The organism is Aquitalea palustris (assembly GCF_003693445.1).
Lineage (GTDB): Bacteria > Pseudomonadota > Gammaproteobacteria > Burkholderiales > Chromobacteriaceae > Aquitalea > Aquitalea palustris.
Genome location: NZ_RFAR01000011.1, coordinates 1 through 20,613, shown reverse-complemented (window position 1 = coordinate 20,613; position 20,613 = coordinate 1). Strand labels below are relative to the sequence as shown.

At 62.0% G+C, this 20,613-nt stretch carries 21 protein-coding genes and 2 tRNA genes; 19 read left to right on the top strand and 4 right to left on the bottom strand.

What is annotated here, in order from left to right:
• Positions 1 to 5 precede the first annotated feature (5 nt).
• From EAY64_RS03655 to EAY64_RS03590, 14 genes are all read left to right on the top strand, one after another.
• A complete protein-coding gene (locus EAY64_RS03655; protein ID WP_103523437.1) occupies positions 6 to 1,493 on the top strand; it encodes a hypothetical protein in 1,488 nt (495 codons plus the stop codon).
• A gap of 11 nt (positions 1,494 to 1,504) precedes the next feature.
• Positions 1,505 to 2,923, top strand: a complete 1,419-nt coding sequence (locus EAY64_RS03650; RefSeq protein WP_103523436.1) for a hypothetical protein — start codon at positions 1,505 to 1,507, stop codon at positions 2,921 to 2,923.
• A gap of 18 nt (positions 2,924 to 2,941) precedes the next feature.
• Positions 2,942 to 3,484: a GTP-binding protein gene (locus tag EAY64_RS03645; protein WP_103523435.1), complete on the top strand. Its 543-nt coding sequence runs from the start codon at positions 2,942 to 2,944 to the stop codon at positions 3,482 to 3,484.
• A gap of 2 nt (positions 3,485 to 3,486) precedes the next feature.
• Entirely contained in the window at positions 3,487 to 4,119 is a 633-nt protein-coding gene (locus EAY64_RS03640) for a hypothetical protein (RefSeq protein WP_103523434.1), read from the top strand.
• A 49-nt stretch (positions 4,120 to 4,168) separates the two neighbouring features.
• Positions 4,169 to 4,531, top strand: a complete 363-nt coding sequence (locus tag EAY64_RS03635; protein WP_059284502.1) for a roadblock/LC7 domain-containing protein — start codon at positions 4,169 to 4,171, stop codon at positions 4,529 to 4,531.
• 357 nt (positions 4,532 to 4,888) lie between these two features.
• A complete protein-coding gene (locus EAY64_RS03630) occupies positions 4,889 to 6,334 on the top strand; it encodes a circularly permuted type 2 ATP-grasp protein (protein ID WP_103523433.1) in 1,446 nt (481 codons plus the stop codon).
• On the top strand, positions 6,328 to 7,260 hold the full coding sequence (locus EAY64_RS03625; protein ID WP_103523432.1) for an alpha-E domain-containing protein: 933 nt from the start codon (positions 6,328 to 6,330) through the stop codon (positions 7,258 to 7,260). Before EAY64_RS03630 ends, EAY64_RS03625 begins: the two co-directional genes overlap by 7 nt.
• A 27-nt stretch (positions 7,261 to 7,287) precedes the next feature.
• Complete coding sequence (locus tag EAY64_RS03620; protein ID WP_103523431.1) at positions 7,288 to 8,076, top strand: transglutaminase family protein; 789 nt, start codon at positions 7,288 to 7,290, stop codon at positions 8,074 to 8,076.
• A 47-nt stretch (positions 8,077 to 8,123) separates the two neighbouring features.
• Positions 8,124 to 8,858 carry a proteasome-type protease gene (locus EAY64_RS03615; protein ID WP_103523430.1) on the top strand — a complete coding sequence of 245 codons (735 nt, stop codon included), beginning with the start codon at positions 8,124 to 8,126 and terminating at the stop codon, positions 8,856 to 8,858.
• Between the two features lie 76 nt (positions 8,859 to 8,934).
• Positions 8,935 to 9,558, top strand: a complete 624-nt coding sequence (locus EAY64_RS03610; RefSeq protein WP_103523429.1) for a YecA/YgfB family protein — start codon at positions 8,935 to 8,937, stop codon at positions 9,556 to 9,558.
• Between the two features lie 146 nt (positions 9,559 to 9,704).
• On the top strand, positions 9,705 to 10,760 hold the full coding sequence (locus tag EAY64_RS03605) for an alginate lyase family protein (protein WP_103523428.1): 1,056 nt from the start codon (positions 9,705 to 9,707) through the stop codon (positions 10,758 to 10,760).
• 85 nt (positions 10,761 to 10,845) lie between these two features.
• Positions 10,846 to 11,673 (top strand): undecaprenyl-diphosphate phosphatase, encoded by an 828-nt coding sequence (locus EAY64_RS03600; protein ID WP_103523427.1) that lies wholly within the window; start codon positions 10,846 to 10,848, stop codon positions 11,671 to 11,673.
• Between the two features lie 177 nt (positions 11,674 to 11,850).
• Positions 11,851 to 12,324, top strand: a complete 474-nt coding sequence (locus EAY64_RS03595) for an NUDIX hydrolase (protein WP_059284509.1) — start codon at positions 11,851 to 11,853, stop codon at positions 12,322 to 12,324.
• Positions 12,325 to 12,332: 8 nt separating this feature from the next.
• Entirely contained in the window at positions 12,333 to 12,686 is a 354-nt protein-coding gene (locus EAY64_RS03590) for a thioredoxin family protein (protein WP_103523426.1), read from the top strand.
• Between the two features lie 2 nt (positions 12,687 to 12,688).
• Here EAY64_RS03590 and EAY64_RS03585 read toward each other — a convergent pair whose 3' ends face one another.
• On the bottom strand, positions 12,689 to 13,465 hold the full coding sequence (locus tag EAY64_RS03585) for a helix-turn-helix transcriptional regulator (protein WP_103523425.1): 777 nt from the start codon (positions 13,463 to 13,465) through the stop codon (positions 12,689 to 12,691).
• A gap of 121 nt (positions 13,466 to 13,586) precedes the next feature.
• Here EAY64_RS03585 and EAY64_RS03580 point away from each other — a divergent pair, with 121 nt between their 5' ends.
• From EAY64_RS03580 to EAY64_RS03570, 3 genes are read left to right on the top strand one after another with little or no spacing between them, the layout of a single operon-like run.
• On the top strand, positions 13,587 to 14,681 hold the full coding sequence (locus EAY64_RS03580) for a polyamine ABC transporter substrate-binding protein (protein ID WP_103523424.1): 1,095 nt from the start codon (positions 13,587 to 13,589) through the stop codon (positions 14,679 to 14,681).
• A 22-nt stretch (positions 14,682 to 14,703) separates the two neighbouring features.
• Positions 14,704 to 16,107 carry a DUF3138 family protein gene (locus tag EAY64_RS03575; protein WP_103523423.1) on the top strand — a complete coding sequence of 468 codons (1,404 nt, stop codon included), beginning with the start codon at positions 14,704 to 14,706 and terminating at the stop codon, positions 16,105 to 16,107.
• Positions 16,108 to 16,124: 17 nt separating this feature from the next.
• Entirely contained in the window at positions 16,125 to 17,558 is a 1,434-nt protein-coding gene (locus EAY64_RS03570; protein WP_103523422.1) for an amidase, read from the top strand.
• A gap of 69 nt (positions 17,559 to 17,627) precedes the next feature.
• On the opposite strand, the gene EAY64_RS03565 is transcribed toward EAY64_RS03570, so the two are convergent.
• From EAY64_RS03565 to folD, 3 genes are all read right to left on the bottom strand, one after another.
• Positions 17,628 to 18,230, bottom strand: a complete 603-nt coding sequence (locus EAY64_RS03565; RefSeq protein WP_103523421.1) for a hypothetical protein — start codon at positions 18,228 to 18,230, stop codon at positions 17,628 to 17,630.
• 9 nt (positions 18,231 to 18,239) lie between these two features.
• Entirely contained in the window at positions 18,240 to 19,103 is an 864-nt protein-coding gene (gene purU, locus EAY64_RS03560) for a formyltetrahydrofolate deformylase (RefSeq protein WP_103523420.1), read from the bottom strand.
• A gap of 152 nt (positions 19,104 to 19,255) precedes the next feature.
• Positions 19,256 to 20,107 (bottom strand): bifunctional methylenetetrahydrofolate dehydrogenase/methenyltetrahydrofolate cyclohydrolase FolD, encoded by an 852-nt coding sequence (folD, locus tag EAY64_RS03555; protein ID WP_103523419.1) that lies wholly within the window; start codon positions 20,105 to 20,107, stop codon positions 19,256 to 19,258.
• A 261-nt stretch (positions 20,108 to 20,368) separates the two neighbouring features.
• Between folD and EAY64_RS03550 the strand changes: the two genes are divergently transcribed.
• Both EAY64_RS03550 and EAY64_RS03545 read left to right on the top strand, forming a co-directional pair.
• Positions 20,369 to 20,445, top strand: a tRNA-Pro gene (locus EAY64_RS03550).
• 19 nt (positions 20,446 to 20,464) lie between these two features.
• Positions 20,465 to 20,541: transfer RNA gene (locus tag EAY64_RS03545), tRNA-Arg, on the top strand.
• Positions 20,542 to 20,613 lie beyond the last annotated feature (72 nt).

Genomic DNA, 20,613 nt, shown 5'->3' with positions numbered 1-20,613 from the left:
CCCGCATGAACAGTTTCGCCCCCTTGCTTGATCAACTGAGCGCCTCGCCCGAGGCGCTGGCCGCCGTGGCCGTCTTGCTGCTGCTCATCGGCATGATGCTGCGCACCTTGCTGCGTCGCCAACCCGGCAGCAGCACCATGCCGCGCCGACCGGATCTGCTGCCCGAAGCCGTCATCCGTCAGCCCCCCCGCCCGGTCAGCCAGCCGCAAACCACGGTCAGCACCCCGGTCAGCGCCCCTGCCGAGACCGAAGACAGCGAAGACCAGACCCTGTCCTACGAGGTGGACGACCTGGATGCCCTGGCCGAAATCGAAGTGTTTCTTGAATTCGGCTATCTGGAACAGGCCGCCCTCGCCCTGCGCACCTATGTCGATGGCCCGTCCAGCAATGCACCGGCCCACATCCGCCGCCTGGCCGAACTCTATCTGCAACTGCACTGGATAGACGACTACAGCGACATGCTGGAGCGCCTGCACGAACGCAGCCTGCTGGACCGCCAGCAACTGACCGAGGCGGTATTCACCGGCCTGCAGCAGGATCCGCAAAACCTGGCACTGCGCGTACTGGCAGAAAGCCGGCTGGGGCTGGGCATCGAAGAAGTGAACCGGCAGCTGGGCGATCAACTGCCCGCAGCAAACAACGAAGACCTGCTGCTGCGCACCGTGATGCAAACCCCGGGCCAGCCGGCTGTGAGTGCGGATGAGGCCGTGCAGCTGGCCAGCCAGATGCAGCGGGTAGCGCTGCTGGAGGGCCAGGCCGAACTGGCACCGCTGAGCAAACGTGAAATCGACCTGCTGACCAGCTTGCTGCCGGCAGATCGCCAAGCGCGCATCCTGCTGGCCTGCCACCAGCCCGCCGCAGCCCTGCCCGCCCTGCAACAGCTGGCCAGCGCACCGGACGCCGCGCTGTCACGGCTGATCGACACCCTGCGCGCCTGCTATATGACGCGCAATCTGCCGCTGTTCTGCCGCTACCTGTGGCAGTTCCATGTCAGCGTGGGCAATTTTGGTCATCAACTGAAACAGCAACTGCTGCAGCTGGGCTGCCAGCTGGGTCAGCACCCGCTGCTGCTGGCGCTGGAAGCGCAGCCGGACCGGCTGGCACTGGAAGAACTGGGCCGCCGCTTCGCCTACATCCCGCCGGCCAGCACCCCGCCGCAGTGGCGAGCACTGGTGACGGCGGATCACTCCCCGTCCACGGCCAGCCCGCTGGACAATGCGCTGAGCGAGGCCGAGCAGTTCATCGAATTCGGCCAGATCGACATGGCCATCCAGACCCTGGAGATGGCCATTCTCGCCAGCCCGGCCGAGGCCCAGCTGTATCCACCACTACTGAAACTGTACGAACACCTGGGCGACCTGGCCCGCTTCACCTGGCTGGCCAGACAAATACGGGACCGGCTGGCCACGCCGCCGGAAGAAATCACCGGCATGCTCGGCCGCTTCGTCCAGACCATGCAACAACGCCTCAACCAGCACCGGCTTGCGGCCTGAGAAACCGGATCATGATGCTCAGCAACGCACCCCAACCACAGCTCATCACCGTCATGCCGGTGGGCATGGACCCGCGCAAGCTATCGGTATTCCGCATGGCCTTTCGCATGCACCACTCGCACCAGCTGTACCAGCTGCTGGACGAAGCCCCCGGCCATGTACCGGACCTGGCGATTGTCGATGTCGACAGCGTGGACGGCTGGAATGCCTGGCATGATTTCCGCGCCAGCCACCCGCATCTGCCGGCGCTGATTGTCACCACCACCCCACCCCGTGCCGGCGAAGCACCGGCGGCCGTGCTGCGCAAGCCGGTGCGCATCGAAACCCTGTTCCCGCAAATGCGCGAACTGCTGGCCAATGGCCGCACACCAGCCATCCGGCTCAGTGCAACGGTGCTGCCGGCCGCGCCAGCAGCACCGCCAGTTGCCACCGCACCTGCCGCCATGGTGGCGGCTCCTGCCAGTGCCGCCAGCGACCACAGCGCGGCGGCCGCCTATGTGGCCAGCGTGGCACCAACGCTGGATGAGGTCATCAGCCAGTCACAGCAAGCCCACCGTGCCGCTGCAGCCGCCCAGCAACAACAGCAAAGCCCGGCCCCGTCCGATCTGCCGCAGCTGATGGACCTGCCAGACCCCGTCCCGGAGGCCGAGCACGACACAGCAGCCGCCGCCAGCGTGGTGCGCAGCATGCTGCCGGAAAACCAGAGCACCCCGGCCAGCGCTGGCGGCAAGATCAGCTTCGAACGCTTCGACCCCAGCGCCGGCCTGTTCGGCCTGGTGGCGCGCCTGCTGCGCCAGCGCACTGCAGCGGTGATCCGGGTGCGCGAAGTCCCGGTACTGATATTGCTGCCGGCACAGGACAAGGCGCTGCTGTTGCAGCCACTGGAAACCCTGCAGCCGCTGTGCAGCGCCCCCAGTCACGAAGTGGACCAGCAGCCGTATGCCAATAGCCCGGTCAACGCAGCCCAGCAGGAAATCCGCCCGCAAACCCTGGCCTGGCAGCTGGCCATCTGGACTTGCCGTGGCCGGCTGATGCGCGGCATCGCCACCGATACCCCGATCCGGCTGCGCTACTGGCCCAACCTGACACGGCTGCCACCCATTCCGGAGGCCATGCGCATCACGGCTTTTCTGACCCGCACACCGGTCAACCTGAAGCTGATTACCCGCCTGCTCAAAGTGCCGCCGGAAGATCTTTTCAACTATCTGGCAGCGGCCTACGGCATCGGCATTCTCGACCTGCCCAGCCGCAGCCCCCAGCTGTCGGTCATTTCCACCGAGCCGGTACGCCCCGGCAGCAAAGTGGAAACGGTGGCAGCACCCAGCCGCCCGCAGAACACCAGCCCGGCACCAGCCCCCAGTCCGGCCAAGCCGGCGCAGGGCAGCGGCAGACTGCTGTCGCGCCTGCTGAAAAAGGTCATTGGCCTGTAACCAGGAATACGGAATCCCATGCGCGCTTACGATAACAAGATCATCTTCGCCGGCCCGGTTGGCGCCGGAAAAACCACCGCCATCGGTGCCATCAGCGATATCGCACCGGTGACCACCGATGCCCGCGCCTCCGACATGACGCTGAACCGCAAGGACACTACCACGGTGGCGCTGGACTACGGCGTGCTGATGCTGGACGAGAATACCAAGGTGCACCTGTACGGCACGCCGGGACAGGAACGCTTCGACTTCATGTGGGACATCCTCAGCCAGGGCGGCATCGGCCTGATCCTGCTGCTGGACAATACCCGCAACAATCCGGTGAAGGACTTGCAGTTTTTCCTCAATGCCTTCCGCGACATGCTCAAGGCCGCACCGCTGGTGATCGGCGTCACCAAGACCGATCTGCGCGCCAGCCCCAGCATTGAAACCTATGCCGCGCTGCTGGAAAAATTCGACATGCGCCCACCCATTTTCGAAATCGATGCCCGCTCGCGCGAGGACGTGAAAAAGCTGGTACTGGCCTTGCTGTTCTCCATCGACCCCGGGCTGGAAAGCTGATCATGTCAGACCACCTTTCGCTCAAGGACACGCTCTACCCCATCGCCAGCCCTGCCGGTGCCTACTATGCCGTGTCCAGCCCGGAGCAGGACGCCGCACGCGTGCTGCTGACCCAGATCCTGCGGCTGGGCCATTCCGTACCGCTGACCGAGGCCCTGCTGGAAGAATGGAGCGGCAACGACCTGAGCAAAGGGCTGGAAACACTGTACCGGCTGCAGCGGCTGGAGTTTGTGCACGGCACCGAACAGCCACGCCCGCCGCTGGCCATCAATCTGGAAAGCCAGCTGCCCACGCTGCTGGCGGCGCTGTCCGGCAACGGCCGCGCCCTGCTGGCCGACGACAATGGCCTGTATTACGCCACCGCCGGCTTTCATCATGAGTCGGCCGAGGAAATCGCCGCTCTGGCCGGCGACATCATTTCGCTCAATCGCCGCCATGCCCTGCTGCTGAAAAACAACCTCAATATCAGCAACCTGGCCTGGGCCATCAGTAATCCGGCCGGCCACAGCGAGCTGGCGTTTTACCCGCTGCATGTCGGGCAGCAATCCTTCGTGCTGGTGATCGGTGGCACACCTCGCCTGCAAGACGAACATTTCGTGACGCTGATCGAGCTGCTCAGTCGTCGTTACGCTTGAACAAGAAGCAGCCCGCCGCGCGGGCCAAGAATACCCACTGGAGAAAACCATGCGTGAACAGATGCTCAAGTCCATTCTGAGTGACCTTAATGGCGCATCAGCCGATATCGAAGCGTCGGCCATCATTTCATCCGACGGCCTGACCATGGCCGCCCTGCTGCCGCAGGATGTGGACGAAGACCGCGTCGGTGCCATGGCCGCCGCCATGCTGTCGCTGGGCGAACGCACCGCCAAGGAACTGGCACGCGGCGAACTGGAACAGGTGATGGTGAAGGGCGACAACGGCTACATCCTGATGAGCTATGCCGGCCGCGATGCCGTGCTCACGGTGATTGCCCGCCGCGAAGCCAAGCTGGGGCTGATTTTCCTCGATGCCAAGCGCGCCGCGCGCAATATCGCCGAAATCCTGTAAGCCGCGCCCTTACGGTATGCACCACGGCAGGCGGTTCTCACGCGCCGCCTGTCCGACACTCCTGCCAGCGGCCAATCGGCCTGCACCATTCTCAAGCCCGCCACGCACCAGCGCAGACCGGCCCGGTTCAATCCGGTGCATAGCCGGCAGTTGATGCAGTACGTCAATCCTGTATTAAGCAATACTTATAAAATAAAGCGGACCCGCCCGTGCCATCACGCTATCGTGCGCACAGTCCCGCCCTGCCTCGTTTCCATCCGTCCCCGTCTGTCGCGCCATGCAACAGCAGCCTATTGCCAGCGGCTGGGCATGCTTATTGCGTAGTGTTCAGCACAAGCCACCAAGGGGGAATGCGCGATGCACCAGATCACACCGCTAGACCACACCCACTACGACGAGATGCTGGCTGCCGGACAGGAAGTCCGTCCGTCCTACCAGCATTTTGCCAGCTGGCTGAACCAGGCAACACCCGACTGGCTGCGCAACAAGCAGGCCGAGGCCGACACCCTGTTTCGCCGCGTCGGCATCACTTTTGCCGTCTACGGCGACGAAAGCGGGGCCGAACGGCTGATTCCTTTCGACACCATTCCACGCATCATTTCCGCCGCCGAATGGAAAACCCTGGAAGCAGGCTGCATCCAGCGCGTCACCGCGCTCAACCGCTTCCTGCACGACATCTACCACGAGCAGGACATCCTCAAGGCCGGCATCATTCCGGCAGAGCAAATCCTCACCAATGCCGGCTACCAGCTGGCCATGCAGGGCATAGACCTGCCGCGCCAGGTGTACGCCCACATCGCCGGGGTGGACATCATCCGCCACAGCGATGGCGGCTTCTATGTGCTGGAGGACAATCTGCGCACCCCGTCCGGCGTGAGCTATATGCTGGAAAACCGCAAGATGATGATGCGGCTGTTCCCCGAGCTGTTTGCCAGCCACGACATCACCCCGGTGGAGCATTACCCCAATATGCTGCTGGACACCCTGCGTTCGGTATCACCGCCCGAGGTGGACAACCCCACCGTGGTGGTGCTCACCCCCGGCCAGTACAACAGCGCCTATTTCGAACACGCCTTCCTCGCCAGCCAGATGGGGGTGGAGCTGGTGGAAGGACAGGATCTGTTCGTCAAGAACGGCCATGTCTACATGCGCACCACTTCCGGCCCGCAGCGGGTGGATGTGATCTACCGCCGGCTGGACGATGCCTACCTGGACCCGCTGGCCTTCAATGCCGGCTCCATGCTGGGCGTGCCGGGGCTGATGTCGGTGTATCGCGAAGGCCGCGTCAGCGTGTGCAATGCGGTGGGTACCGGCGTGGCGGACGACAAGTCCATCTACCCCTATGTGCCGGACATGATCCGCTTCTATCTGGGCGAAGAACCCATCCTGCACAATGTGCCCACCTGGCAGCTGCGCAAGCCGGACGATCTGGCCTATGTGCTCGATCACCTGCCCGAGCTGGTGGTAAAGGAAGTCCACGGAGCCGGCGGCTACGGCATGCTGGTGGGACCGGCAGCAACAACGGAGGAAATCGCCGCCTACCGTCTGCGCATTCTGGAAGACCCGGCCAATTTCATCGCCCAGCCCACGCTGTCGCTGTCCACCTGCCCCACTTTTGTCGAGGCCGGCATTGCGCCGCGCCATATCGACCTGCGCCCCTTCGTGCTGTCCGGCAAGAAAGTGCAGCTGGTGGCTGGCGGCCTCACCCGCGTTGCCCTGCGCGAAGGCTCGCTGGTGGTCAACTCATCGCAAGGCGGCGGTACCAAGGACACCTGGATTCTGAAGGAGGACATCACATGCTGAGCCGAATGGCAGGGTGCCTGTACTGGATGGCACGCAATATGGAACGCGCCGAAAACACCGCGCGCTTGCTGGATGTCAGCCTGCAAATGTCCTTGCTGCACGCCTCGTCGCAGGATGATTTGCTGGTGCCGCTGGATGTCACCGGCAGCACCGCCGACTTTCTGCAGCGCCACCACACGCCCACTCCGCAGGCGGTGCTGCACTATCTGGCGCTGGATGGCGACAACCCCGGCAGCATCTACAACTGCATGCGCAGCGCCCGCGAAAACGCCCACGTGGTGCGGGTGAAAATCACTTCGGAAATGTGGGAGCAGGTCAACGGCACCTGGCTGGAAATGCGCGAGTGGCAACGGCGCGGGCTGGATACCCGCAGCGCCTCGACCTTTCTGGAATGGGTACGCGAACGCTCGCACCTGTTTCGCGGCGCCGGTTACGGCACCATGCTGCGCAACGACACCTTCCATTTCTCCCGGCTGGGGACGTTTCTGGAGCGTGCCGACAACACCGCACGCATCCTCAACGTGAAAACCAAGCAGATCAGCGACAACGAGCCGGAAGCGGAAAACATCCTCGACTACTACCAATGGGCCGCGCTGCTGCGCTCGGTGTCCGGCTTTGAAGCCTACCGCGACATCTACCGCGACAGCATCACCCCGCAACGGGTGGCCGAGCTGCTGATCCTGCGCAACGACATGCCGCGCAGCCTGCGTGCCTGCTTTGGTGAAATCAACAAGGTGCTGGCACGCATCGAAGGCCAGGCCGGCCGTGCCGCACGTCGCCGCGCCAGCGAAATCCAGGCCCGGCTGACCTACAGCAGCATCGAGGACATCTTTGCCGATGGACTGGAGCAAACCCTGGACAGCCTGATCGACGACATCAATCTGCTGGGCAAGCTGATTCACCACAGCTACCTGGAAACCGCCTGATACCAGGCACCGCCAAAGGATATGGTCATGAGACTCGCCATCAGTCATGAAACGCTGTACCGCTACGACAGCCCGGTGCGTCACAGCACCCAGTATCTGCGCCTGACCCCGCAGGGCGGCAATGGCCTGCGCATTCTGGACTGGCAGCTGGAGCTGCCGGAGTCGGCCCATCGCAGTACCGACAGCTACGGCAATATCCTGCACGTGCTGACGCTGGACTATCCGCATCAGGAAATCCGCATCAAGGTCAGCGGCACGGTGGAAACCGAAGATACCGCGCCCGTGTGCGACACCCTGCCGCCGCTGTTTTTCCTGCGCCAGACCGAGCTGACCACTCCGGACGAAGCGCTGCGCCAGTTTGCTGCCGGCTATCGCCAGCCGACGCCCAGCCTGAACCAGCTGCAAAGCCTGGTAGAAGGCATACGCGAACACATGCCCTTCCTGCCCGGCGAAACCCAGAGCCACACCCCGGCGGCCGATGCCTTTGCCAAGGGCGCTGGCGTCTGCCAGGACCATACCCACGTATTTCTCAGCTGCGCCCGCCAGCTGGGCATCCCGGCGCGCTATGTCAGTGGCTATGTCTACTCGCCGGCCCACGCCGCCGACCATGTTTCCAGCCATGCCTGGGCCGAAGCCTGGGTGGATGGGGCCTGGCACAGCTTTGACGTGGCCAATGCGGTGGCCGCCAACGAGCATCACCTCAAGCTGGCCATCGGCATGGACTACCTGGATGCCTGCCCGGTACGCGGCGTACGCTTTGGCGGCGGTACCGAAAGCATGACCGCCCAGGCGCGCGTCTGGCTGGACGGACAGTAACAAGCCAGCTAGATTGCGTTTAACTCCACCACACAAGTAGCCGCATCATGACTTACTGCGTCGCCATGAATCTGGCATCCGGCATGCTGTTTGCCTCGGACTCCCGCACCAACGCCGGGGTGGACCATGTGTCCACCTTTCGCAAAATGCAGTTTTTCCAGCAGCCGGACGAGCGGCTGCTGGTGCTGCTGTCCGCCGGCAACCTGGCCACCACCCAGAGCGTGGTCAGCCTGCTGCGCCAGCGCGCCAGTGCCGGGCGGGACGAGCAGAACATCCTCAACGTCCCCTCCATGTACGATGCCGCCTGCCTGGTGGGCGACACCCTGCGTGAAATCGCCGAGCGCGACGGCCCGGCGCTGAGCCAGTCCAAGATCGAAGTGGGCTGTTCCTTCCTCTTGGGCGGACAGATTCGCGGCGAGGCTCCGCGCCTGTTCAATATCTACCCGCAGGGCAATTTCATCGAAGCCACCCAGGACACGCCCTACTTCCAGATCGGCGAAGCCAAATACGGCAAGCCCATCATCGACCGCGTGGTCAACTACCACACCCCGGTGGAAGACGCCGCCAAGTGCGCCTTGATCAGCTTTGACTCCACCATGAAGAGCAATCTGTCGGTCGGCCTGCCCATCGACATGCTGGTGTACGACAAGGACGACTTCGGCCCCGGCATCCACCAGCGCATCACCGAGCAGGACCCCTACTTCCAGCAATTGCACACCGGCTGGGGCCAGGCCTTGCGCGAAGCCTTCGCCGCCTTGCCGCCCATGCGCTGGAAGGAATGAGCCGCAAAGAATTGAGATTGGTCAGCCGCATGGCCTATCGGCGATAATGCGCCATTGCCACTGAAAGATGCCGCCGATGAAACACGCACCGCTGACGGATAACGATTACCAGCGCCTGTCCGCTACCCTGCAACGCTTCCAGCGCCTGCAGTGCATGAACCTGGAAAAACTGGATGGCTTCTTCACCGCCCTGCTGTGCGGCCCGGAAGCCATCAAGCCCACCGAATGCCTGCCCTTGATTCTGGGCGAGGCCTTTGATGACGAACAGGCCTTCCGCAGCGAAAAGGATCTGGAAAAATTCGTGGCGCTGCTGATGGGCCACTGGCTGGACATCGCCCACACCCTGCAACAGGCTGCCGAGTTCCAGCCCTGGCTGGATGCCGACGCGCAAGGCGTGGTGCATGGCAATGACTGGGCCGAAGGCTTTGTCGAGGGCATGCAGCTGCAACAGGACGACTGGAACCTGCTGTTTGACGATGCCGAACATGCCGGCGCCCTGACGGCCATCATGGCACTGGCTTTCGAACGCCACCCCGACCCGGAAATGCGTCCTTATATCGACAGCACAGACCGCAGCCAGCGCGAACAATGGCTGGCCGCCATTTCGCCGGCCGTGCAGGAAATCCACCAGTTTTTTGCCACCATCCGTGCCCAGATGGAAGCCGAGCTGGAACAGGACGAGGCAGACGATCAACGCTAGGCGCTCGCCACTGCGGCATTGTCAAGTGAACGCTTAGACAGCAAACGGGTTTGATTTGAAGTAGACTCAACAGATCGACTGCTTCATTTCCTTTACCCCACCGCGCTGACCTACCTGCTCTTGTTGGCGTGCCGGACCTCTGCGCCATGTTGACCACGCTACCGCACCTGCCAGTCAGGTTGCTGTTCATGCTATTGCTGGGCCTGGGCTGGAGCGCCAGCACCCCGGGCCGTGACATGGGCAACTGGTGCAGCCCCCAGCCCGGACTCCCCGCTGCCATTTCGCTGCAACAGCGGGCCAGCCGCCAGCTGGATATCCCGCCGGCACCGCTTGCCCACATTCACACCGAAGGCAGCCTGCCGCATCAGGGCATCTTCGACCAGAGCGTCAAGGCCAAGCGTGACTGGGAACACATGCGCGACTTTGCCCTCGCCTGGCAGGCCAGTGCCGACCCGCGCTGGCTGACCGCCCTGGCCCGCTACCTGGATGCCTGGACGGAAAGCTACCAGGTCTCGTTCAACCCCATCGACGAAACCGACCTCGACGCGCTGATCGACAGCTACGCCATTACCGCGCGCAGCCTGCCCGCCACCACCCGGCAGCAAACCGCCACTTTCCTGCGCAATATGGCCAAGGGCTATATCCAGCGCATCCGCCAGGCCAAGACACCGCTCAGCGGCACCTTCATCAATAACTGGAACAGCCACCGCATCAAGCTGATCACCCTCAGCGCCGTGGCCCTGCAGGATGAGGCCATGCTGAAAACCGCCAGCGAACTGTATTTGCAACATATCGCCAACAATATCGATGCCCAGGGCGAAACCTGGGACTTCCAGGAAAGAGACGCCCTGCACTACGTCACCTATGATCTGGAACCACTGGTACGCGCGGCCATTGCCGCCCGCCAGGCCGGCGAACAGTGGCTGGAGCGCAAAGGCCGCCAGGGTGGCAGCCTGCAGCAAGCACTGGACTGGCTGCGCCCCTATGCCGAAGGCAGGCTGCAGCACCAGGAGTTCGTCAACTCACGCGTCCGCTTCGATTATGTGCGCCGCGAAGCCGGCCTGCCCGGCTTTGCAGGTAGCTGGCAACCCGCCACCAGCCGCCATCTTTATGCCCTGGCAGCCCGCCTGTCACCCGCCTACCGCAGCCCGGTGCTGACCGGCGGCATCACCCCGGACTGGATTGCACAATGCTGGCCATGAGCACAAAACGATGACATGTCATCAAATTGCCATCATGCCGTGCTAAAACGCTGCTTTTATTTCTTATCCGCCACCGGCCCACACCATGAATCCGATTGAAGCCCTTCTGTTTGCCGTCATCCAAGGCGTCAGCGAACTGTTCCCCATCAGCAGCCTGGGACATGGCATCCTGATTCCGGACTGGCTGCACTGGTCGCTCAACCGCAGCAATCCGGACTTTCTGCCCTTCATGGTCATGCTGCACCTGGGGACGGCCATTGCCCTGCTGCTGTACTTCCACCGCGACTGGCAGCAACTGATCGGTGGCTTTCTGCGTGCACGCGGCCGGGCAGACAATGCCGAGGCACGGCTGATGTGGCGCCTGATCGCCGGTACCATACCGGCCGGCCTGATCGGCCTGCTGCTGGAAAAGCAGCTGCGCGTGCTGTTCAGCAGCGCCACCGCCGTGCTGGTTTTCCTGACACTGAACGGCCTGTTGCTGCTATGGGGTGAGCGACTGGGCAAGCGCCAACCGCACAAGGACCTGGACCAATTGACGATACTGGGGGCCATCAAGATCGGCAGCGGCCAGGCGCTGGCACTGCTGCCGGGCATTTCCCGCTCGGGGGTCACCCTGCTCAGCGGTCTGGCGCATGGGCTGGATCATGCCTCGGCTGCGCGCTTTTCCTTTTTGCTGGCAACCCCCATCATCGCGGCTGCCGGCGTGCTGGAAATCCCCAAACTGGCCCATGCAGGCCATGCCCAGCCCTGGGGTCTGCTGCTGGCCTGTGGCGCGCTCGCCGGCCTGTGCGCCTATGCCAGCACCTGGTTTCTGATGCGCTATTTCAAGAAAACCGAAATCGAATCGCTGCGCCCATTCGGCCTGTACTGCCTGGCGCTGGGGATTGGCGGCCTGCTGATGAAATTTTTTTGATTTAAACTATTACAAAAATAAATTAACAAATAAAGCAACTTTGGTATGATTAACGCTTATTTAACTGCCATCTGACATAAAGAAGCATTGACTGTTTGTTCCTGCCAGTTCCTTCAATTAGAATAGATTACAGAAAAGGGCCGCCATTTTGCGGCCCGTATCTGTTAATAGAGACGAATGAGAACTTTGGACGACAAAAAACCGGATCAACGGCTGCCGGCTGATCTGGCAAGACGCGCTACCGCCATCATCGAGCTGCCGGATGGCGTTCTGGTCACGGCGGCACGCGGCGGTCGCTACAATCTGCCAGGTGGCAAAGCCAGCCGCGGCGAGCTGCGCTCCCAGGCCCTGATTCGCGAAATCCGCGAAGAAACCGGCCTGCGCATCAACTCCATGCTCTACCTGTTTGACCACATCACCCCGCATAACGCCCACAAGGTTTACCTGTGCATCGCCCAGGGCCAACCCAAGCCGCAAGGGGAAATCGAACGCATTGCCCTGGTATCTTCTCCAGATACCGATGTCGACCTGTTTGTCGAAGGCCGTGCCATCCTGCGGCGCTATGCACGGCTGCGCGGCGAGGAAACCGCCAAGGGCCAGGCCCTGCGTGCCATCCTCGGGCTGGCGCGCTACATCGCCAAGGTAGACTGAACACGATCATGTCAGCCAGCACCCCCGCCTGGCTGACGCTGGACGAATTCGACTTTCATCACCGCCTGCCAGCCTTGCCCGGCAACACGCTGGTGCTGTTCGGCCAGCCAGGCTGCGCCGCCTGTCGCAGCTGGCGGCAGGCATTGAGCCAGTGGCAGCCGGCTGCGCTGCAACAACTGGCCTATGTCGATGTGCAGCAATGCATGGCGCTGGCGCACCAGTACGACATCTTCTACCTGCCCACTTTATTGCTGTTTGTGGATGGCCATTACCACGGCCAGCTGCACAGCCCGCTGCAGGCACAGGCCCTCATGCAGGCGCTGGACACGCTATTGGCCAGCCCGGCCGCCGAAGAACCCTAAGCTTACACACAGGCCAGACACCAGCCATACAGCTGGGCCTTGCTTTTGACTCCCAGCTTGAGAAAAGCGCGATCGATATAAGTCTTGCCGCTGGACTCCTTGACCCCCAGCTGAGCCGCAGCGCTCTGCGCCGACATGCCTTGCAGCAGGCAATGACACATCGCCTGCTCGCGTGGCGACAGGCGAATCCCGGTGGTGGCCAGCCGCTTGTCAAACAGATGGGGCAAGGATGGCAGCTGAGAGCGGCGCAGCGACACCGTCAGGCGCGCATGCTGCACCAGCAAGGGCAATAGCAAGGCCACCAGTCGCCGCAACAAGGCCAGCTCCTCCAGCGCAAACGGCGGCTGATCACGCTGCCGGTACAGCGCCAGGGCATACACGCCATCAGCCGCCCGCCCCAGCAGATTGCACTCGGCGCTGATCTGGTGTCGGCGAAACACATCATCGACATAATCCTGGGCTGCGATGTCCTCATGCCGGATCAACACCAGCTGCGGGTCCTGCAAGGGGGTGATGTGGGACAGCAGCGGATCCTGCCGCCAGTGCTTTTCCAGATAGCTCAGCAAGGCCGGCTCACTGTCCTGCACCCCATCCGCGCTGCGGGAAAACAGCCAGTCCACCGACTGCACCAGCGCATCCGCCGCCGGCTGGTTGAAGCGGGCCGCGCTCAGATGACACAGGGGGATCTGCGCATGCAGCCATTGCCATAGCTTGTGTGGAAAATCTGCCCCGCCCAGACTGGCCACCAGCTCCGCCGCGGTCTCCAGCGGTATGTGCATCACTGCGCTCAATGCTGCCTCCCCTCTTGCTGTTGTTGTTCTTGTCCCCCCAAGCAGGGACAGCCAGCTCCCCGCCTGCTCTGCGACAGTAAGTCTGTCATCAAGCTGTCACGGAGCCAACATGTCACACGCCATCCTGTCACGCGCACTAGTCATCGCCACTTGCACCCTGGGTGCCGGCAGTGCCTCGGCAAGCGAAACACTCAACTTCTTTAACTGGGCGGATTATGCCGGTAAAAACACCGTCAGCGGTTTTGAACGGGAAACCGGCATCAAGGTACGCTACGACCCTTTCGACAGCGAGGAAACCCTGCAAGCCAAAATGCTGGTGGGGCATTCTGCTTATGATGTGGTCGTGCCATCCTCCGGCTTCCTGCGCAACCAGTTGCAGGCCGGGCTGTATCAGAAGCTGGACAAGAGCCGCCTGCCCAACTGGAAAAACCTCGACCCGCAGCTGATGCAGAAGCTGGAAAACGTCGACCCGGGCAACCAGTATGCCATTCCCTGGACCTGGGGCACGACCGGCCTGGCCATCAACAGCAAGGCACGCCAGCTGCTGGGCACGGGCGCACCGCTGGACAGCTGGGCAGTACTGCTGAATCCGCAATATCTGTCGCGGCTGCAAAACTGCGGCGTGGGCATGCTCGACTCGCCGGCCGACATCGCCGCCATCGCCCTGCGCTACCTGCACAAGGACATCAACAAGGCCAGCAGCAAAGACCTGCAAGAGGCCTTCGAGCTACTCAAGGGCATTCGTCCCTACATTACCCAGTTCAACAGCAACAGCTATGTCAGTGATCTGGCACTGGGCGACCTGTGTATCGCCGTCGGCTGGTCCGGCGATGTACAGCAAGCCAGGCTGCAAGCCCGCAGCAGCAAGAAATCCTTCCAGATCGACTACATCATCCCCAAAGAAGGCTCGGTGATCTGGTTCGATGTCATGGCCATTCCCAAGGACGCACCCAATCTGAACGCCGCCTACAAATGGCTCAACTACATCGAAAAGCCGGAAGTCCACGCCGACATCAGCAACAGCACGTTTTACCTGAGCGCCAACAAGCCGGCCAATGCCCTGGTCAAGGCCGAGATTCGTGACGACCCGGCGGTCAATCCGGACAACGCCACTCTGCAGCGGCTGACTGCCGTACAAGGCCTGCCACCGGAGCTGATGCGCCAGCTCAATCGGCTGTGGGCCAACTTCAAGACCGGCCGTTAAGCAGAACCCCGAGGACCCTACCATGCGCACCATCACCACCTGCTGGCTGGGAGCCAGCCTGCTGAGCAGCCTGCCCTTACTGGCACAGGCAGATGAACTGGACACGCTGAAAGCCAGCATCACCCACATGCAGCAGCAATTGCAGCAACTGCAGCAGCAGCTACAACAGAGCGCGTCAGCCAGTCCTGCCGCACAGGCCGAGGATGCTGCTGCCGACACACAGCAGCTTCTGAACAAGATGGCCATGAAACTGGACAAGCTGAGCGATGCCGCAGAAAACGGCCCACTGGCCAATCTGTCGATCAGCGGCTATCTGGACCCGCTCTACGTCTTCAATCGCCAGCAACACCGCAGCGGCTTCAGCTTCGTCAACCACGACGCGCATTACGCCTATGACACTGCCAACCTGGGTGATGTCTATCTGGATATCAAGAAAGGTTTTGGCAGCGGCCCGATGGCCCCCTATGCCGAAATCACCATCCAGCCCAATCGCGGTAGCGGCGTCACCACCTCGTGGAATGCCAGCAGCGCCAACGACAGCATCATCAACAGCGCCCAGCTGGTGATTCCGCTCGACCAGCACTGGCAGGTATTTGCCGGGCAGATTCCCTCCTTTGCCGGCTATGAATACGCCACCAGTCCGCAAACGCTGACCATCAGCCACAACCTGCTATATGACTTCAGCGAACCGGCCTTCTTTGTCGGCGGCGGGGCGCAGTGGACATCCGGCCAGTGGCTATGGAAGGGTATGCTGGGCAATGAGGCCGGCCGCACCGAGGTCGCCCAGGTCGGACAGCGCCGCAACAACACGCCCTCCTTCAGCTGGCGCATGGATTACCAGTACACCAATAACATCGACATCGGCTGGTCAGGACTGATCGGTCGCGCCACCGCCGCCAATTACAGCGGCAATGCCGCTGCCTTCCAGCCGGTGTTCTACAGCGAGCTGGATATCAGCAACAACAGCCTGTACGACACCATCAATGCCCAGCTCGATTACGGCAGCGCCGGCGGCAGCGCGCTCAATGGCGGCCGTGCCCAGTGGTGGGGCCTGTCCTTGCTGCGGCATCACCGCTTTGATTCTGCCTGGCTGGGCAAGATGGGCTGGACACTGCGCTACGACTACCTGGACAACAGCAAAAACGGCGGCGGCACCCCCAATCTGGCGCTGGGCAGTAGCGGCAATGATGGTGCCAATGGCTTTGGCAGCGACCCGGCCTGTGTCGCTGCCAATGGTGTGGCCGGCTGTAGTGGCGCAAAACGGCAGGACATTACCGCCGCCTTGCTGTTCTATCCCAGCGAGCAACTGCAGCTGAAGCTGGAATACCGCCACGACATCGCCAGCCAGGCCACCTTTGATAACAACAGCGGCGGCACCGGCAAGCACAACGATGTGCTGAGTGCCCAGGCTGTCTACAGCTTCTAACACCGAAAGTCATCTGCATGAAACAAGATCTCTACTACCTGTCGGCCAGCGATGCCCTGCGCCAGTTCCGCAACGGCAGCCTGTCGCCGGTCACCCTGATGCAGGCCCTGCTGGAACGGGCTGCGCGGCAACAGCACACCATTAACGCCACCACCCGCATCCTGCACGACAGCGCCATGCGCCAGGCCGAGCTGGCAGCCGAGCGTTACCGCCTGGGCACGGCACGGCCGCTGGAGGGCATACCGGTGGCGGTAAAAGAAGAAACCGATGTCGCCGGCTGGCAAAACACCGTGGGTTCGCTGGCCATCGAGGACTACATCCCCGACCACAACCACCCCATCATCGACAAGCTGCTACAGGCAGGGGCGATTCTGCATCTGCAGACCACCAATCCGGAATTCTGCTGCCTGGGCCAGACCTGGAGCCGGCGCTGGGGAGTAACACGCAATCCGTGGAATCCGCGTTACACCTGCTCCGGCTCCAGCGGTGGCAGCGCTGCCGTGCTGGCCGCGGGCCTGGCCCCGCTGGCCACCGGCAGCGATATGGCCGGCTCCACCCGCCTGCCTGCTGCCTTCCAGGGACTGTATGGCTACAAGCCGCCGTTTGGCCGGCTGCCCAGCGCCGCTGGCGAAGAGCTGTTTGCCTTCGCCGCAGAAGGACCGCTAGCACGCCACTTCGATGATCTGGTACTGATGCAGAACATTCTGGCCGGCCCGCACCCGGACAGCTATGCCACCCTGCCCTACCAGCCCTTGCCCAGCCAGTATGCCGACCTCAGCGGCTGGAAAATCGCCTGGCATCCCACGCTGGGCAGCCCGGCGGTGTGTCCGCAGGTACGGCACAATCTGGAGCAGGCCGTGGCAGGCTTGCGCCGGCGCGGTGCGGTGGTGGAGCAGGTAGACATCTGCTGGGACATGCTGGAAATTTCGCAGGTCTTGCTGGAGGGCATCTTCGGGCTGTTTTTCAGCGAATACCTGCAGGAACTGCCAGAGGCTGCCTATCCGCAACTAAGCAGCTATATACAGCAGCTGTGGCGCGACTTCCGTGGCAAGCCGGCCTCGGTCTCCCGCGCAGCGGAACTGGCCGGCCGGCTGCATCAGGACATGCAGCAAAAGGTATGGAGCCAGGGCTATCAGGCCTTCCTCTGCCCGACCAGTTTCACCACCGAGCTGGAGGCCGATCTGGACCCCACAGTGCAAAACAGCATTCTGGTGGACGGGGTGGCGCTGGACAGCTATCTGGGCTGGGCGGCCACCCCGCCGTTCAATCTGCTCAGCCGCTACCCGGCACTATCCGTCCCCACCGGACTGGCGGCAAACGGCGTGCCCACCGGCATGCAGATCATTGCCCCGCCATATCAGGATGAAGTCGCCTTCCAGGTGGCATATAACCACGAACAAGCCGCCCGGCACGGCTTGTATCGCCAGTGTTTCCCGCCGCTGGCCGACTAACCTTGCCACGCGACAAGGGCAGCCCGCGGGCTGCCCTTGTTGTCGATACGCATCCGGCAATGCCGGGGTTTACAGATCGCTCTTGCCGCCCTCGGCCGGTGCATCGGCCGCTGGCGCAGTCGCCTCGCTCACCGAGCTGAGCATGTCTTGCGGAATGCTCACCCAACCCAGCGACGCAGACAGCTGCAAACTCATGGCCAGTGTCAGCATGGCCACCGGTGCAAACAGCATCACGCCCAGTAGCACCCGTATCCGCCCGACCCCGGACACCACCGCCAGGCTGTTGACCAGCAAGGCAATGGTGAGCAGTGACAGCGCCAGATCAGCCCCCAGCGCAGCATCGTCCGGCAGCCAGCTGGTGAGCGGCTCGAAAAACTGCAGGCTGTTGCACAGCACGATCAGCCCGAACAGCGGAGCCGTCGGCTGCCATTTGGCCAGTCGCAGCCAGATGGTCATGAACTGGGTGAACAGCAGCGTTTCCAGCCAGGTGAACAGCAGCATGAAACCCATGCGCCCGGCAATATCATTGCCCAGCTCAGCGGTGCCGCCGCTGGCCACCAGGCCCAGCACGGTCAGCAGCAGTGCCGGCAACCAGCGCGGATACTGGTATTGCTCCAGCGGGCCGACACGGAAGCGCAGCAGGCTGATGAAATCATCAATCAGACGATGCATGATGCCGGCTCAGTCGAAAACGACGGTTTTGTTGGAGTAGGACAGGATACGGTCATCCACATGCCAGCGTACGGCGCGTGACAACACCACTTTTTCCAGATCGCGGCCTTTCTGGATCAGGTCTTCCACATCGTCGCGGTGCGAGATGCGCGTGACTTCCTGCTCGATGATCGGACCTTCGTCCAGATCCTCGGTGACATAGTGACTGGTGGCACCAATCAGCTTCACGCCACGGGCAAAGGCGCGGTGATAAGGCTTGGCGCCATCGAATGCCGGCAAAAAGCTGTGGTGGATGTTGATCACCCGGTCCGGATAGCGTTTGACGAACTCACCGGACAACACCTGCATATAGCGCGCCAGCACGATGAAATCGACACCCGCCTCTTCCAGCAGGCGGAACTGCTCGGCCTCGGCCTCGGCCTTGTTGTCACGCGTTACCGGGACCACGTGGAAGGGAATGCCGTTGAATTCCACCAGGCGGCGGCAGTCTTCATGATTGGCAATCACCAGCGGGATGTCGCAATTCAGCTCGCCAATACGCCAGCGGTGCAAGAGATCCACCAGGCAGTGCTCGTACTTGGACACAAAAATGGCCATGCGCGGCTTGCGGCTGGACAGCGACACCTTCCAGGTCATGTTGTGCTCGGCTGCAATCGGCTGAAACGCTGCGGCAAAATCCTCCATCGGCAGGGTAAAGCCATCCAGCTCCCACTGGATGCGCATCAGGAACAGGTTTTCACTGGTGTCCTGATGCTGGTCGGCATGCATGATGTTGGCGTTATAAGTCATCAAGAAATTGGCCAGGGCCGCTACCAGGCCCTTCTTGTCCGGTGCGCTGATCAGCAGCGTGGCCGATTGTCGGGTATTGCTCATTATCCAGTCTCTTTTCTTTACATAATCAACGGCGGCCAACTGGCCGCCACTTGCAAATACGGTTGGTCCGCGCCACCTGCAAAATGACAAACGCCACACGCCGCAGGGAAACTGCCCCTGCCGCCTGTGGCGCTGCTTGCCGGTAATCGGGATCAGGCGTTCAGATTGGCCGAATCCAGCGTATTCTGCAACAGCGTTGCCACGGTCATCGGGCCCACACCACCCGGCACCGGGGTGATGAAGCTGGCGCGTTCGGCCGCAGCGGCGAACTCCACATCGCCCACCAGCTTGCCGGTATCCAGACGATTGATGCCCACATCGATCACCACCGCACCCGGCTTGATCCATTCACCCTTGATAAAGCCGGGCATGCCCACGGCAGCCACCACGATGTCCGCCTCGCCCACTTCGCGCGCCAGATCCTGGGTAGCGCTGTGGCATACCGTCACCGTGGCGCGAGCCATCAGCATCTCCAGTGCCTGCGGGCGGCCCACGATATTGGATGCGCCGACGATAACGGCCTTCTTGCCCTTGGGGTCGATGCCATATTCTTCCAGCAGCGTCATCACGCCACGCGGCGTGCAAGGACGCAGCAGCGGCATCTTGATGGCCAGACGGCCCATATTATAGGGGTGGAAGCCGTCCACATCCTTTTTCGGATCGATACGCTCGATCACCGCTTGCGGGTCGATCTGCTTGGGCAGCGGCAGCTGCACCAGAATACCATCCACCGTGGCATCGGCATTCAGGGTATCGATAATGTCCAGCAGCTCCTGCTGGCTGGTTTCAGCCGGCAGATCATAAGCCACCGAGCGGATGCCGGCTTTTTCGCAGGAGCGCTTCTTGCTGCCTACATACACGCTGGAAGCAGGATCGCTGCCCACCAGGATCACCGCCAGAGCCGGTACCCGCTTGCCTGCCGCCACACGGGCCTGCACTCCTTCGCCAACCTTGGCGATGAGTTGTTCTGCTACTGCCTTACCATCAATGAGTTGCGCTGCCATGCCTGATTCCGTATGGAACTTGAAAAGAGGCGGCAATTTTCTCATTTTTTGGGTTTTTACGAAACCACAAAAATACATTAGGAATAATTTCACGTAAAGCAAAATTCACAAAATAAGCATCTATATATCATGTAGTTACTAGCCAGCCCGTGACAGCCGGCTAGCGCAACCGGCCCAGACCAGCCAGCCGCCCTGCAAAAAAAATTGCAACACAGTGTTGACAGCTTCAAGTCCAATCCGTATATTTGCGTTCTCTGTCGTCGGGGCGTAGCGCAGCCTGGTAGCGCACCTGATTTGGGATCAGGGGGTCGCGAGTTCGAATCCCGCCGCCCCGACCAGACAAAGCCCGATATGTGAGTGCCCGTAGCTCAACCGGATAGAGCACCGGCCTTCTAAGCCGGGGGTTACAGGTTCGATTCCTGTCGGGCGCACCAGTAGCCGAAGTTGTTGTAGAATGCAGTACCCTGTGGTGGATGTAGCTCAGTTGGTAGAGTCCAGGATTGTGA